General features: G+C 60.2%; 14 protein-coding genes. 7 read left to right on the top strand and 7 right to left on the bottom strand.

Annotated elements, in window-relative coordinates:
* Positions 1 to 108 precede the first annotated feature (108 nt).
* Positions 109 to 855, top strand: a complete 747-nt coding sequence (locus V8683_RS21390; RefSeq protein ID WP_411192792.1) for a glucose 1-dehydrogenase — start codon at positions 109 to 111, stop codon at positions 853 to 855.
* Positions 856 to 882: 27 nt separating this feature from the next.
* Here the strand turns inward: V8683_RS21390 and V8683_RS21385 are convergent, their stop codons facing one another.
* Complete coding sequence (locus tag V8683_RS21385; protein WP_411192793.1) at positions 883 to 1488, bottom strand: TetR/AcrR family transcriptional regulator; 606 nt, start codon at positions 1486 to 1488, stop codon at positions 883 to 885.
* 129 nt (positions 1489 to 1617) lie between these two features.
* Here V8683_RS21385 and V8683_RS21380 point away from each other — a divergent pair, with 129 nt between their 5' ends.
* The 6 genes from V8683_RS21380 (at position 1618) to V8683_RS21355 (ending at position 6788) form a co-directional block, all read left to right on the top strand.
* The gene (locus V8683_RS21380) at positions 1618 to 2541 is read left to right on the top strand and encodes an NAD-dependent epimerase/dehydratase family protein (RefSeq protein WP_411192794.1); all 924 of its coding nucleotides are present in this window, start codon (positions 1618 to 1620) and stop codon (positions 2539 to 2541) included.
* 2 nt (positions 2542 to 2543) lie between these two features.
* Positions 2544 to 2888 carry a DoxX family protein gene (locus V8683_RS21375; RefSeq protein WP_411192795.1) on the top strand — a complete coding sequence of 115 codons (345 nt, stop codon included), beginning with the start codon at positions 2544 to 2546 and terminating at the stop codon, positions 2886 to 2888.
* Between the two features lie 245 nt (positions 2889 to 3133).
* The gene (locus V8683_RS21370) at positions 3134 to 4579 is read left to right on the top strand and encodes a DEAD/DEAH box helicase (RefSeq protein WP_411192796.1); all 1446 of its coding nucleotides are present in this window, start codon (positions 3134 to 3136) and stop codon (positions 4577 to 4579) included.
* Positions 4580 to 4655: 76 nt separating this feature from the next.
* Complete coding sequence (locus V8683_RS21365; RefSeq protein WP_411192797.1) at positions 4656 to 5546, top strand: LysR family transcriptional regulator; 891 nt, start codon at positions 4656 to 4658, stop codon at positions 5544 to 5546.
* A 220-nt stretch (positions 5547 to 5766) separates the two neighbouring features.
* Entirely contained in the window at positions 5767 to 6321 is a 555-nt protein-coding gene (locus tag V8683_RS21360) for a cupin domain-containing protein (RefSeq protein ID WP_411193517.1), read from the top strand.
* 65 nt (positions 6322 to 6386) lie between these two features.
* A complete protein-coding gene (locus V8683_RS21355) occupies positions 6387 to 6788 on the top strand; it encodes a VOC family protein (RefSeq protein WP_411192798.1) in 402 nt (133 codons plus the stop codon).
* Positions 6789 to 6897: 109 nt separating this feature from the next.
* On the opposite strand, the gene V8683_RS21350 is transcribed toward V8683_RS21355, so the two are convergent.
* From V8683_RS21350 to V8683_RS21325, 6 genes are all read right to left on the bottom strand, one after another.
* Positions 6898 to 7791, bottom strand: coding sequence for an alpha/beta fold hydrolase (locus V8683_RS21350; RefSeq protein ID WP_411192799.1), 894 nt, complete (start codon positions 7789 to 7791; stop codon positions 6898 to 6900).
* An 82-nt stretch (positions 7792 to 7873) separates the two neighbouring features.
* On the bottom strand, positions 7874 to 8635 hold the full coding sequence (locus tag V8683_RS21345) for an SDR family oxidoreductase (protein ID WP_411192800.1): 762 nt from the start codon (positions 8633 to 8635) through the stop codon (positions 7874 to 7876).
* Positions 8636 to 9041: 406 nt separating this feature from the next.
* Positions 9042 to 11000, bottom strand: a complete 1959-nt coding sequence (locus V8683_RS21340; protein WP_411192801.1) for a glycoside hydrolase family 127 protein — start codon at positions 10998 to 11000, stop codon at positions 9042 to 9044.
* A gap of 14 nt (positions 11001 to 11014) precedes the next feature.
* On the bottom strand, positions 11015 to 11956 hold the full coding sequence (locus V8683_RS21335) for a carbohydrate ABC transporter permease (protein WP_411192802.1): 942 nt from the start codon (positions 11954 to 11956) through the stop codon (positions 11015 to 11017).
* Positions 11949 to 12890 carry a carbohydrate ABC transporter permease gene (locus V8683_RS21330; RefSeq protein ID WP_411192803.1) on the bottom strand — a complete coding sequence of 314 codons (942 nt, stop codon included), beginning with the start codon at positions 12888 to 12890 and terminating at the stop codon, positions 11949 to 11951. The genes V8683_RS21335 and V8683_RS21330 overlap by 8 nt, the downstream gene beginning before the upstream one ends.
* Positions 12891 to 12912: 22 nt before the next feature.
* On the bottom strand, positions 12913 to 14154 hold the full coding sequence (locus V8683_RS21325; protein WP_411192804.1) for an ABC transporter substrate-binding protein: 1242 nt from the start codon (positions 14152 to 14154) through the stop codon (positions 12913 to 12915).
* Between the last annotated feature and the right edge of the window lie 21 nt (positions 14155 to 14175).

Below are 14175 nucleotides of genomic sequence, written 5' to 3'. Positions count from 1 at the left end.
GCGCTTTATCGCAGCGCAGCGACTGCCTAGACTCGGTCCACGGTGGCCGGCTGGCCTCGAAAGCAGCCGGTTCCGTTCAAAGCTATCGAATCGATTGGAGAAAAGGATATGGGCAAGCTCGCAGGCAAAGTGGCCGTCGTTACTGGCGCGTCTAAGGGTATCGGTGCAGGTATCGCCAAGGCGCTCGCAGGGGAAGGCGCTTCGGTCGTTGTCAATTACGCAAGCAGCAAGGCGGGTGCCGACGCGGTCGTCTCCGCAATTACATCGGCCAACGGCAAGGCGATTGCCGTCGGCGGCGATGTGTCTAAGGCGGAAGACGCGCAAGGCATCATCGACGCAGCGATCGAAACCTATGGCCGCATCGACATTCTCGTCAACAATTCGGGCGTCTATGAGCTGGCACCGATCGAAGAGTTTACCGAAGAGCAATTCCACCGGCAGTTCAATATCAACGTGCTCGGCCTGCTACTCACGACCCGGGCGGCTTTGAAGCATTTAGGCGAGGGCGCGAGCATCATCAATGTGAGTTCCGTGGTGACCACAATCACGCCGCCGACGAGCGCTGTCTATACCGGCACGAAAGGGGCCGTTGATGCGATTACAGGCGTGCTTTCGCGCGAACTGGGGCCGCGGAAGATCCGCGTCAACGCAATCAATCCGGGTGTCGTGATCACGGAAGGCGCACACGCGGCAGGGATCATCGGATCGGACTTCGAAGCGATGGCGGTGAGCCAGACGCCGCTCGGCCGTACGGGGCAACCGGAAGATATAGCGTCGATTGCCGTGTTCCTGGCGTCCGACGACTCAGGCTGGCTGACGGGCGAACGCATCGTCGCGAGCGGCGGCATGCGCTGACGATACTGGGACGTTATGCGGCACTCCTTAGCGAAGTGCCGCCGCCACTGCCTCGTCGATCTGCAGCGCAAAGCGCGCTTCGACATCGGACACCGTGTAGCCAATCGACAGTTCCAGATACGCGTCGCCTAGCACCAACTGAACGAATGTCGCTGCCCGCAATGCAGCAGTGGATTCGTCAAATTGCTTTCGCAGAATTTTTGCGGCGAAGGCACGCACGACCTTTGCACCATTTTCGTAGAACACCTGGCCGAGTTCCGGAAGACGCTCGGCTTCAGCAACGATGGCACGGTAAAGCCGCAGATAATCCGGCGTGATCAGGATCTGCGCCAACACCCATCCCAACTCGCGCAACTCGACTTCGGGCGTGCCAGCGGGTTGCTCGTTCTGAGCACTGGCAAGCACGCCGCCCACCTGAGTGCACATCGAACTTACCAGACCGACGAAGAGCGCCTCCTTCGACTTGAAGTGGCGGTAGACCGTCTGTTTGCCGACGCCAGCCGCCGCCGCGACATCGTCCATCGTTGCCAGGCCGAAACCCTGGCTCAAGAAAACGGTTTTCGCGCCGTCGAGGATGGCAGTCCGCTTGCGGCGTTGCAGCGGGCTCAGGCCGGGAAGAGAGGAAGCGTTCATACGAAATAAATACCAGATCGCCGGGCAGTTGACAAGACTGGCCAGTCTCGTCTACATTTCAACAAACGAGACTTATCGGTCTCGATTGTTGGGTTATCTAACTTCGCAGGCAATCGTTGGGAGAACGCTTTGGAACTGTTCATTACAGGTGGTACGGGCTACATCGGGCAAGCGGTCGCGCGCAAGGCAATCCGCCTCGGCCATCGGGTGACGGCGCTGGTGCGTCAGGACAGGTCGCCGGCCGCCGGCGCGCTGGCACGTCTCGGTGTGAAACTGCATTCCGGCGACCTGCGCGAGCCACAGTCTTTCGCTGCAATTGCCGGTGCCGCCGATGGCGTGGTGCACACCGCATCGACCAACGATGCTTCTGCCGCCGCTGCCGATGAGGCCGCGGTTGTAGCGATGCTTTCTCATTTGCAGCCGGGCGCGGCGTTTGTCTATACGTCGGGCACGTGGGTCTACGGCAATACGGAGGGGGAGCCCGCGACTGAAGCGTCGGCGCTGAACTCGACACCCCTCGTCGCCTGGCGGCCCGCGGTGGAGCGGCATGTGCAGACGTTAGCAGCGAGCCGCTCGATTGCCGCGGTGATCCTCAGGCCGGCGATGGTGCATGGCTACGGCGGCGGCGTCTTCGGCATGCTCGCCGGCATGGCCCATCAGACTGGCAGCGTGAGGGTCGTCGGCGATGGCCGCAATCACTGGCCTGCCGTTCATGTCGATGATCTCGCCACGGCTTACCTGAGCACGGTGGAGCAGGCGGCAAGCGGGAATGGTCAAGTCGCGGGACAGATCTTCAACGTGGTCGCGGAAGAGGCTGTTGCCGTTGCCGAAATCGGTGAAGCGATCCGGGCCTCGGTCGGCGCCGATCGCGTCGAATTCTGGCCGCTCGACGATGCTCGCAAATCGCTTGGGCCATTTGCTGATGCACTGGCGCTCGACCAGTCGGTAAGCGGCCAGCATATCCGGCGAGTTCTTGCGTGGAAACCCCATGGCCCCGGCCTGATTGCGGATCTCTCTGCACGAGAACACTTTCAGCAAACCGACGGAGCATGACGATGGCGTGGAACAGTGCGTCTCTCGAATCGACCCTCGCGATGATCGTCGCGGTTCTGTTCGCGATTGCTGGCGTGGTCAATCTCGCAAGACCCGGCGCGGTGAAGCGCGACTTCGCACGCTGGGGTTATCCGGCATGGTTTCAGTTGCTCTGTGGCGCGCTCGAGTTGCTCAGTGCGGCACTTCTTCCTGGACAACAAACCAGAATCCTGGGCCTGACGTTGGCCGGCGCGATCATGATCGGCGCGCTCTTCACGTTGGTGCGAAATCGGGAGCCATTCCGGCATCTCGCCCCGGCGCTGGTTTTTTCGGCTTTGATTGTGGTCACTTTGGCTGCCCGCGGTTGAGGCTTTCTCACCATCAGGCGAGTGAGCCCGGGACGCTAACAGGCCGCGTGGGCAATCCGTGCTGCAGGTACTTGAAAAACGCGCACGGATAGCCTGTCTTTCTCGCATGCTCTTGAGTCCCAATAGGACTTTGGCTTTATTTCGGGCAGTGGGTGGCGATCAACGTCGATCTTTTCGACTCTTGATCTGCGCGGCGCAATCGGGCGGCAACCGCTAGAATTGCGGTTTTAGCCTGGAATACGCCAATGTCCTTTGCCTCGCTTGGCCTGATCGATCCCTTGCTGCGTAATGTGCAGGACCTCGATTACCAGACACCTACGCCGGTGCAGGCCAAGGCGATTCCTGCCGTGCTCAGCGGCAAGGACGTCATGGCTGCGGCACAAACCGGCACCGGCAAAACGGCGGGGTTTGCGCTGCCGTTGCTGCAACGGCTGGTGCAACACGGCCCGGCGGTGTCCAGCAACCGCGCGCGCGTTCTGGTGCTGGTGCCCACGCGTGAACTGGCTGAACAGGTGCTGCAAAGCTTTATCGATTACGGTAAAGGCCTCGACCTACGATTTCTGGCTGCTTACGGCGGCGTGAGTATCAATCCGCAGATGATGAAGTTGCGCAAAGGCGTGGATGTGCTCGTCGCCACGCCGGGACGTCTGCTAGACCTCAATCGCCAGAATGCGGTGCAGTTCGATCAAGTGCAAACGCTGGTGCTGGATGAAGCCGACCGCATGCTCGATCTGGGCTTTGCGCGCGAACTCAACGCCGTCTTTGCGGCCTTGCCCGCTCAGCGCCAGACCTTGCTGTTCTCCGCCACGTTTACCGACGATATCCGCGCCATGGCGGCGGGGATTCTGCGCAGCCCGGTCAATATCAGCGTCAGCCCGCCCAATGCCACGGCCAGCAAGATCAAGCAGTGGGTGGTGCCGGTGGATAAAAAGAACAAGCCTGACCTCTTCATGCACCTTGTGGCCGAGAACAACTGGGAGCACGCGCTGGTGTTCGTCAAGACCCGCAAGGGCGTGGATTACCTCGCAGCCGTGCTGGACGAAGCGGGCTATGCGGTCGACACGATCCACGGCGACAAACCGCAACCCGCGCGCCTGCGTGCGCTGGAGCGCTTCAAGACGGGTGAAGTCAATATGCTTGTCGCCACCGACGTGGCTGCGCGCGGGCTGGATATCGACGATCTACCGCTGGTGATCAACGTCGATCTGCCGATCGTGGCGCAAGACTATGTGCACCGTATTGGCCGTACCGGCCGCGCGGGCGCCAGCGGTGTGGCGGTGTCCCTGGTGTGTGCCGACGAAGCGCCGCAACTGGCCGCGATTGAAGCGCTGATCCGGCAAACGCTGCCGCGTGAAGAAGAGCCGGGTTTTGAAGCCGAACACCGCGTGCCGCAGACCAGCGCGACGGGCGAGATCATCAGGAAACCCAAGAAGCCCAAGAAGTCCAAAGTGTCGCAAGCAGCGCCGAGCGTCGCGCAGGTGCTCGGCAAAAAGCCGCGCCCGCAAAGTGGCGAAAACAAGCGCAAGCCTGCGGCGCAGCGGGCTGTGGCCGTGGGTAAAGGCACAAGCTTGTCCAGCGGTAGCCCATTCAGCGTGCAAAAGCCACGCAGCAAACCGGCCGGCAAGTCGGCGGCGGGTTCGCGCAAGCCGGCTGGCAAACCCGCTGGTGGCCGCGGCAAACGCCAGCCCTGATCTGCGGGGAGGCGTCGCGCCAGCCTGGCAAAATCGACGACAATCGGCTCCATAAGTGCTCTGAAGGCGTGATTCCATGATGGACCTCTCTCTCCAGGATTGTTATCTTTTCGTCAGACTCGCCGAATCCTTGTCCGTAGCAGCAGTCGCGCGGGAGCGCAACGAACATCCTAGTCAGGTATCGCGCACGTTGTCGAAAATGGAAGCGGAATGCGGCCTGCGCCTGTTTCACCGGAGCACCCACGGGCTGTCCCTCACCGACGATGGCCGCATTTTTCTTGAGCATGCCAAAACGATTTCGCAAAATGCGACGTTCCTGGCTGACGATCTGGCGTCGCGCAGCAATCGGGTATCGGGACTGGTCAGAATTAGCGTTGCATGCATTCTTGCCGAATACGTCGTGATTCCGGATTTGCATCAGTTGACCGATCTCAACGTGAGCTTGCATATCTCCGATCGAGCGGTTGATATGTCGACAGAAGGCATCGATATTGCTGTCAGGGCGGGCATCGCTCCGCGGGACACGCACGTGGCACTCAAGCTTGGATCGCATAGAAGGGCGTTGTATGGGTCGCCCGCGTACCTGGCCGCTCGCGGAATGCCCCGATTTCCGCGCGACTTGAAGCATCATGATCTGATCGCCAATGCGGCGGTGGGCTCCCACAATCAATGGCCGTTCGACGGCGATGGGGAGTTGTCCACTTTGCCCGTAGCAGGAAGGATTCGCGCTGACAATACGTCCGCGATTGTGTCGCTCGTGCGAGCAAACATGGGAATTGGGCGCATCAACAAGGTGATAGGCGGCGAACTCGCGGCACGCGGGGTGCTCACCCAGGTTCTGGAAAACTACGAAGACCCGACCGAGTTCGATATCTCGGCGGTAACGCTGGCACCACGGAATCGCGTTCCCAAAATTCGTGTTTGTCTGGACTTTCTGTTTGATTGCTTCAAGAAATTCAGGACTTGAAACCAATCCGCTTTGCTTCCGACTCGATGCGGTAAGCACGCCGCCTGGAAACCGAGGCACGGTGCATAGCGTATTGCCTGTTCGGGTCGTGCTCGTTCTGCAATACCAAATTGCGCAGTGTCCGCTTTCAGCGCGATGAGACGTCTGCGATAGTAGCGCCATCTTTTCTTCGGCACGGTTCACTGCGATTGGCGCGCCGCTGCCGAAGCGTCGGGTGTCGATGTCGACCTTGCGGGTCGATTCGGTAACTGGCTTGTCGCGCACAATGCGTCAGGCTTTTCCTCCCAATTTTATCGAGGCCGAACAGATGTGCTGGTGCTGCCCTACCTCCCAAAGCCAACCGATCTCCCAGTCGCGACGTCAATTTGCATGGTCGGCGCTCGCTGTCGCAGCGACGACGACAGGCGTGATCGGTTGGAGTCGTCCGGCGCGAGCCGAGGCGCAATCCATCCAACCTGTCGTGCGAACCCTCCTTGAAAAGCGGGCGATTCCCGGCTCGGACCAGGAAATGCAGATGATGCTCGTCACCTTCCAGCCGGGCGTCGCATCGCCACTGCATCATCATCCCGTCGCCGGTTTGAACTATATCGTCGAGGGGACGGCAGAGTCCGCTTACGGTGACGATACTCCCAGGATCTATCATGCAGGAGAGACGCTCCAGGACTTTCCGAACATTCCTCATACGCTGTTCCGAAACCCCAGCAAGTCGGAAATATTACGCTTTCTCATCTTCACGAATCTTCGGCCGGACCAGCCCTATTTGATCGTGCCTTGAAGGTGCAATCCGTTCAGAATGTCCCGCTGGTTCGCTGAAGTCTATCGGTAGGGGAGATCCGTCTCATGCGATTGTCGAATTATCTGTTTTTTACGAACGACTGCGAAGCCGCGTTAGCCTTCTACACCGCGTGCGGACTGGGTGCTGTCGTCGAGCTAAAGCGGTACGGCGAGAACGGCATGCCGGTGCCGGTGCCGGAGATGCGGGGACTTGTGATGCACGCCGCTTTTGCGGGGCCAGGGGTATTCTTCTATGCTTCGGACAATCACGACGCTGAACCGATGCGCGGCTCAGCCCATATCTTGATGATGGACGACGTGGAGAAGACCATCAATCTTTTCGGAGAACTAAGTGAAGGTGGACGTGTGACGACTTCGCTCGCTATTCAACCTTGGGGTGATTTCTTCGGTAAGTTGACCGATCGCTTTGGCGTTCAATGGATGTTGAACTGCCCAGTTTCTCAATGACCGGCGATACGTCTCGACCTATTGTATCCGGTCGAGCAGGCGCTTTGCCGCAAGCGGACCGCCCCAACGTCGTAACGGGTAGGTGTCCGCTAATCCCATGCGCAAAGCGTCAATCGGCCCATGCGTTGATGTCGAGAACCGCATCGGCGAACGCCTCTGGCGCCTCCTGCGGAAGGTTGTGACCCACATTCGCCACGACGCGGTTCTGATGGCGTCCGGTGAAGCGCTTTGAATCAACCTGTCTTCCCCCCAATGGCGTGACGCCATCGGCGTCCCCTTCGAGCGTGATCGCGGGCACGGTGATGGACGGCATGGCAGACAGGCGGCGCTCGATATCGTCGAACTGGGGATCGCCGTCGACCAGTCCAAAGCGATGTCGATAAGAATGGACGACCACGTCGACGAAATCGGGATTGTCGAACGCTACCGCCGAGCGGGCGTAGATGTCGTCGTCGAAACGCCAGGTCGGCGACCATAGCGACCATAAGAGACGACAGAACTTGCGCCGGTTTTCAGTCAGCCCAGCCCGGCCGCGCTCGCCGTGGAAGTAGTACTGATACCACAAGCGGTATTCGTTTTCGGGGTCGGCTGGCAGGGAGGCGGCGGCGATATTCTGGATGTTGTAGCCGTTGACCGAAACCAGCCCGCGCGCTCTGGACGGGTAGAGCGCCGCCACGATGCATGCCGCGCGGCCGCCCCAATCGTATCCGCCGAGCACGGCCTGGTCGATCCGAAGCGCGTCGAGCAGCGCTAACAGGTCCGCTCCGAGTGCGGCCTGCTGGCCCGAGCGAAGTGTCGTGGACGCAAGAAAGCGCGTTGGCCCATAACCCCGAAGGTAGGGGGTAATGACACGGGCGCCTTGCGATGCCAGGCGTGGCGCCACTTTCTCGTATGCGTGGATGTCATAGGGGAAGCCGTGCAGTAGAATGACTGGCCATCCGTTAGCATCGCCCTGCTCGTCATAGGCAATATCAAGCAGTCGGGTTGTCGTACGTTTAAGCATAAAGCCCTCCTTCGCATGAGATCGTCCGGCCGGTTACGGCAAGTCCTTGCCGGGCACCGTCTCCGTCGCCGCACTTTGTTGCTCACTTGCCGCCGGTGACATCGAGGAAAGTGCCGGTGATGAAGGAGGCCTCGGCGCTTGCCAGCCACAGGATAGCCCGCGCAACCTCTTCAGGCTGACCGCCTCTTCCCATGGGGATCGAGTCCTTGACGCGATCCACCCGTCCCGGTTCCCCACCGCTAGCATGCATCTCCGTGTAGATATGTCCAGGGCGAATGCAATTGACGCGGATTCCGTCCCGCGCGACTTCCTTGGCGAAGCCGGTCGTGAACGTTTCGAGCGCCCCCTTCGAAGCAGCATAGTCGATATATTCGTTTGGACTGCCGAGCCTGGCCGATGCCGACGAGATGTTGATCACGACGCCCCCTTGGCCATTGTAGCGACGCGACATCCGCTTCACCGCCTGTTGTGCGCAGAGAATAGGGCCGATCGAGTTGACTGCAAAGATACGCTGCATGCGCTCGAATCCTAGATCCTCCAGCCGGGACTGCTGTGCAATTATTGCAGCGTTATTCACCAGCACATCGATCCGGCCGAACTTCCGGTCGATCGCGGAAAATAGCTGAGCGACCTGTTCTGGATCCGCGCTGTCTGCGCGCATGGGCAAAGCCTTGCGTCCAACGGCTTCCACATCGGCCGCCACTGCGAGGGCGGCCGATTCGTCGGAGATGAAACTCAGCGCGACATTGTAGCCTTGCGCGGCGGCAAGACGCGCGGTCGCTGCGCCTACGCCACGACTTCCGCCCGTTATCAGTATTAGTGGTGCCTGCGGAACAGTATCCATTTAACGAACACTCATGCGATAGTGAGAGAATAATTCAGGATTATTGAATAAATTGATGAATATGATGTGTGAAAAAAAGGAGTGCGATGCCGCCGGTATTACCGAGCATATGGGTTTCAGGAGGGAAGAGGAGAGGGAGATATCGTCAGCGGCACAACAAGAACGATATCTATCTTGTAGCGGCTGGGCAAACCAGATAAATTGACAATTCGCGTTAGAAAAACTTTCGCAATCGGTGCGGTGAGCGGGTACGTGCGGCGGCTCGTTGATTAGCGTCTTCGTGGAAGTCAGTCACTTCGAGGACGCTGCAACCCTCGAATTCTCGATGAAGAGGGTGGACGCCAGCGCGAAGATCCAGGTCGAGGCCTGGCGGGGTAGCGTTTTGCCGTCTCGCGTCGGGCCTCTGTCAAGCATCGCGGTAGTTGAGCCAGACCTTCATGGGACCGCTCTCGCGGTTGTGCCACGCGAAATAGGGAATGGCCGTGAGGGCGACAGGCTGCGACTGCGCGGTACGCGCGTCATCCGATAGCGCTGAGAACGGCCGATATAACTGGCCGGACCACGATGAATCGATTACACGATGTTGAGCAGAGCCTTTCAGGACCACGATGCCATTGAGTACGCCCGGATCCCACGAGGCCTCCAGGTTCGAAGGGTCGATAAAAATCTCGTCGAGGTCGACGCCTGGCATATCCGCCTGCTCCGCACAGTAAAGCACCGGACCTCGGCTCAATGCCACGCGACCGCGATTGTCCGGTACTTTCGGGTGGCTTTGCCACACGCGAACAGACATGGAGAGGTCGAGGCGCACGGTGTCGCCGCGATGCCAGGCCCGGTGTATTTCGACATACCCGTCGGGGGTGGTCGCCGCTTCGATTCGCGCTCCGTTAATGGCAATATCGAACGATGCGTCGTTGGACTTCGTGGAGGAAGGATCCGCGTCCGCACCGATCCACCCGGGAATTCGCAACTTCAACGTAAAGGTCGATTCGGCATCCAGATCAATGTCGACGCTCCCTTCCCAGGGATACCGAGTGCGTTGGCTAATCCGGACCGTGCTTCCGGCCACGTCGATGGTCGCGTCGCTATCGACGTAAAGATTGACGTAGAGCGACTGTGCATCCGTTCCATAGACGTAGCCAGGCAATGAGGCAATCGTGCGCGCGACGTTGGGCGGACAGCACGCGCATTCGTACCATGTCTTGCGCCGGTGCGCGCCGTCGTTTTCGAGCGGATTGACGTAATAGTAGGACTGCCCGTCCAGCGACCAGCCGGGCAGCATCCCGTTGTAAAGCGTCCACTCGAACAGGTCGACATAGCGTGCGTTGCCGGTTGCGGCGAACATGCGGTGGCACCACATCATGTTGCCGATCGCCGCGCACGTTTCCGTGTACGCCTGACTGTTGGGCAACTCGTAATCGTTGCCGATGGATTCGCCGTCATGACGCGAGCCCACCCCGCCGGTGATGTACATGCGGTGCGCGGTGAGTCGGTCCCAGAGTGTTTCGAGGCGCGGCAGCAGGCTCGCGTCTCCCGTTTCGAGGTACAGGTCGGTAATGCCGCAGACCATGTACAGCGCCCGCACCGCATGGCCCGCAAGCGATTCCATGCGTTCGAATGGCACATCGTCCTGGAAGTACGCGTCGCCGAAACGCCCGCCTTTCAGCAGGCCGTGGCCGCGAGCTTCGATGAAGTACCGCGCGAGTTCGAGGTAGCACGGCTGGCCGGTTTCGCGCGCAAGCTCTATCAGCGCCATTTCGATTTCCTCATGGCCGTCGATGCCTTCCACCTTGCCAGCGGACGCCGGGCCGAAGCGCTCGCGAAGCATGTCCGCGAATCGCAGGGCGACGTTCAGCAGGCGGGGGCTGCCCGTGGCGCGATGGTGAGCCACTGCGGCCTGAATCAGGTGCCCGCCCACATACATTTCATGCAGATCGCGCAGGTTGGTCCACTTCTCCGTGGGCCGATCCACCGTGAAGTACGTATCGATATAGCCGTCGGCTTCCTGGGCGCGCTCGATCAGGCCGATGCCTTCGTCGATACGCCTTTCAATCTCGGCGTCGGGTCCCTTGGCAAGGGACCACGATGCGGCCTCCAGCCACTTGTACAGATCGGAGTCGTTAAAGAAGAGGCCCGAATACGCCCCCTGGAACTCGCCGGAAACTCGCCGAAAATTATTCAATCTTCCGGTGGACTCCAGCAGATCCCACTGACTTATCAAGGTATGCTTACTATTGAGGTCATGGCGATGCCCCCAGAACGGTCCGCGCAGATTGACGGCGCTAATGGAGACCGGTTTGACTCTGGCGTAAGGAGACGCGGAAAGATCGACGACTACCGGACGATGGACAAGAGATTCGTTCATGGTTATCGGATGATTTACGCCTTGACCGCGCCGGCGATCAGGCCATGGATATAGAAGCGCTGAAGCAGCAGGAACAGCACCGCGCAGGGAAGAATCGAGATCGTTATGCCGGCCTGCATGAGGCCCCAATCGACGGCGCCCAACTGTCCGCTTTGCGCGTTGAGCAGCATGACCGGCAACGTATAGTTCGAGGAATCGTTGATCAGGATGAGCGCGGCGAGCAACTCGTTCCACGATCCGAAGAACGCGAACAATCCGGCCGTCACGAGCCCCGGCATGACGAGCGGCAGCATGACCATCCGCAGCGACTGGAGCGAGCTGCATCCGTCTATCCGTGCTGCCTCTTCGATTTCGCGCGGAACGGCATCGAACGAATTTCGCATCATAAAGACGGCAAACGGCAACTGGAATGTCGTATACACCAGCGCGAGGCCGAAGAGCGTTCCCTGTATATGCATCCAGCGCAGTAACACAAATAGCGGATTCAGGATCGACTGGAACGGGATCATCAGCGTCGCGAGGATGACGACGAAGATCAGGTTGCGCCCTCGAAACCGGAAACGGGAGAAGCCATAGCCGCCGAGCGTCGAGAGCAACAGCGTCATGGCGACCGTCATGCCGCTGACCGACGCGCTGTTGCCGAGGTATCGCCAGATCCCGGCGCCATAAGCGGCGAGATTGAGGTAATTTTCGAGCGACAGGTGCGAGGGCAGGTACTTCGGCGGCGAGGCATTGGCGTCCACCGACGGGTAAAGGGAAGTGAAAGCGGCCCATACGACAGGAAACAGAAACACCAGCATCAATGCACCGCACGCCGCGTAGTAGAGCGACGTCGCCACGCGCTTTCTGATGGCGACATGGACGTCGTGCCGGTGCATGTGCCGCTGCGCCGTCTCCATGGCCGCCGGGTCGCCCGCTCCCAGATCCGTGCCGCCGGAGTTCAGCACGTTATTCATCGTCGTCTCGCAGAAGGAGCATCTGGACCACGCTGAGAACCAGCAGGACGACCAGCAGCACGACGGACATGGCCGACCCGTAGCCCAGCTTGAAGTAGGTGAACGACGCGCGGTAGATCCAGTGAACCACCGTGATCGTGCTGTTCATCGGGCCGCCGTGCGTCATCACGTAAAACTGCTCGAACGCAAGGTACGAGCCGATCACGCACATGATCAAGGCGAGGGCGAACGTGCGCCGCATCAGCGGCACGGTGATGTAGCGCTGCTGGGCGAACCATCCGGCGCCGTCGATGCGGGCGGCGTCGTACAGATCCTCGGGAATCGCCTGCATGCCCACGAGCAGGATGACCATCGTGAAGCCCGAGGCTTTCCAGAGCACCATGACGGTGATCGACGCGAGGGCGGAGTTCGCGTCTCCCAGCCATTGAACCGGCTGGTCGACGATCCCCAACTGCATGAGCAGCGCACTGAAGATGCCGACCTGGTCGTTGAACATCCAGACCCATAGCAGGCTGGCCGAAGTCATGCCGATCACGACCGGCAGGAAATACGCAGTGCGAAAAATGCCGACCATCCGCCCCGCGCGGTTCACGAGCAGAGCGAGGACGAACGCGACGGCAAAAATCGCCGGTGTGACGATCAGCGTGTATTCGGTGGTGAACCACAACGCGCTCCAGAACGACTGGTCTCGCAGGAGTTCGAGATAGTTCGCGATCCCGGCGAACGTCGCGTGGCCCATGAGCGGCCACCGGTAGAGCGACATGCCCAGCGTCATCGCCAGCGGGACGATGAAGAACACGGTGGTGAAAATCACGCAGGGCAGAACGAACCAATAGCCCTGCCACTCGCGACCGACGCCGCCATGTTGCCTGCGTGCCCGGCGCGGCGGCCGGTCCGGCTGGCCGTGCGCAGGTGACTGAGTCAGGACCTCCATTGCGCGTCGCTCCTCGATACCGTTACTGTCCCGAGAGAATCTGCGTGAACTGTTGTTGCGCTGCGGCTACCGCTGCGTCCACTCCCTTGCCGAACACGGCCTCCTGAATCATCTGGAGCCACGGGCCATTCGGATCGTTGATCAACTGATTGAATTTGGCGCTGTACGGCGTGCGCCCTTTTGCCATGGCCGTGGAAGCGATGGCGTAGCGCGCGTCGAGCTTGCTGTAGTCGTTCGAGGCGAGATCGGTGCGGACGGGAATGCTGCCGTTTTTGGCGAACTGATCGATCTGGACCTGTTCGCTGAGGCACCATTTGATGAATTCCATCGCCTCCTTCTTGTGCTTCGAACTGACGGGAATGCCGATCAGGTCGCCTCCCGCGAAGCTCGACCAGTTTCCATCCTTGCCGGGCAGGTAGGCAAGACCAAAGTCGATATCCGGACGCTGCTTCTTCAGGAGACCGATCGAAAACGCTCCGGAGCCGACCATGCCGATCTTGCCCCCCATGAAGGCGCTGATGAAATTTTCGCCGCCGTCGGTTTTTGCACCGGACGGCATCTCGCTTGCCTGCCACATTTGCCGGTACATCGCCAGCGTCCCCTTGAGCGCGGGGTTGTCCAGCGTCGCATGCTTGCCGTCTTCGGAAAGGACATCGCCTCCGGAAGCCCAGACGAAAGGCGTCAGCGTAAAGATGTTGCAACTCGCGCAACTGCCGGAAAAATAGAAGCCTTTTATGCCGCCGCCGAGCGCCGTAATTTTCTTTGCGTCCTCCTGAAGCTCGGCCCAGGTCTTGGGCGGCTGATCGGGATTCAGGCCGGCTTTGCGGAAAAGCGTCTTGTTGTAGAGCAGCACGGAGCTTTCCGCGCTGAAGGGCAACGCGTAGATCTTGTTCTGATACGTCGCGAGACGCATGTGCGACGGGCTCAGGCTTGCGTAAAACGGAAGCTTCTTCGCTTCGTCGGTGATGTCGGTGAGTTGGCCCGCCTGCGAAAACGCCGGGACGTAGATGAGATCGATGGCGACGACGTCCGGCGCGGCACCCGCGGCCGACGCCGTGCCGAACTTCGTCACGAAATCGTTGGTCGGGATGATCGTCAGATTCACCTTGGTCGGATGGCTGTCGTTCCAGGCCTTGACGACGGGCGTAACAAATCCGCTGTCGGGGGCGCGTACCCAGAACGAGATGTCGTCCGCATGTGCCTGACCCGCCGCGATTGCGGCCACGCTTCCCAGGGCAGCGAGCAAGCCCTTGTATCGAACCATGTTGTCTCCTCTTGTCCAAAG

It is taken from the genome of Paraburkholderia sp. AV2, assembly GCF_054968425.1.
This window is presented reverse-complemented; position numbering and strand designations above follow the sequence as displayed.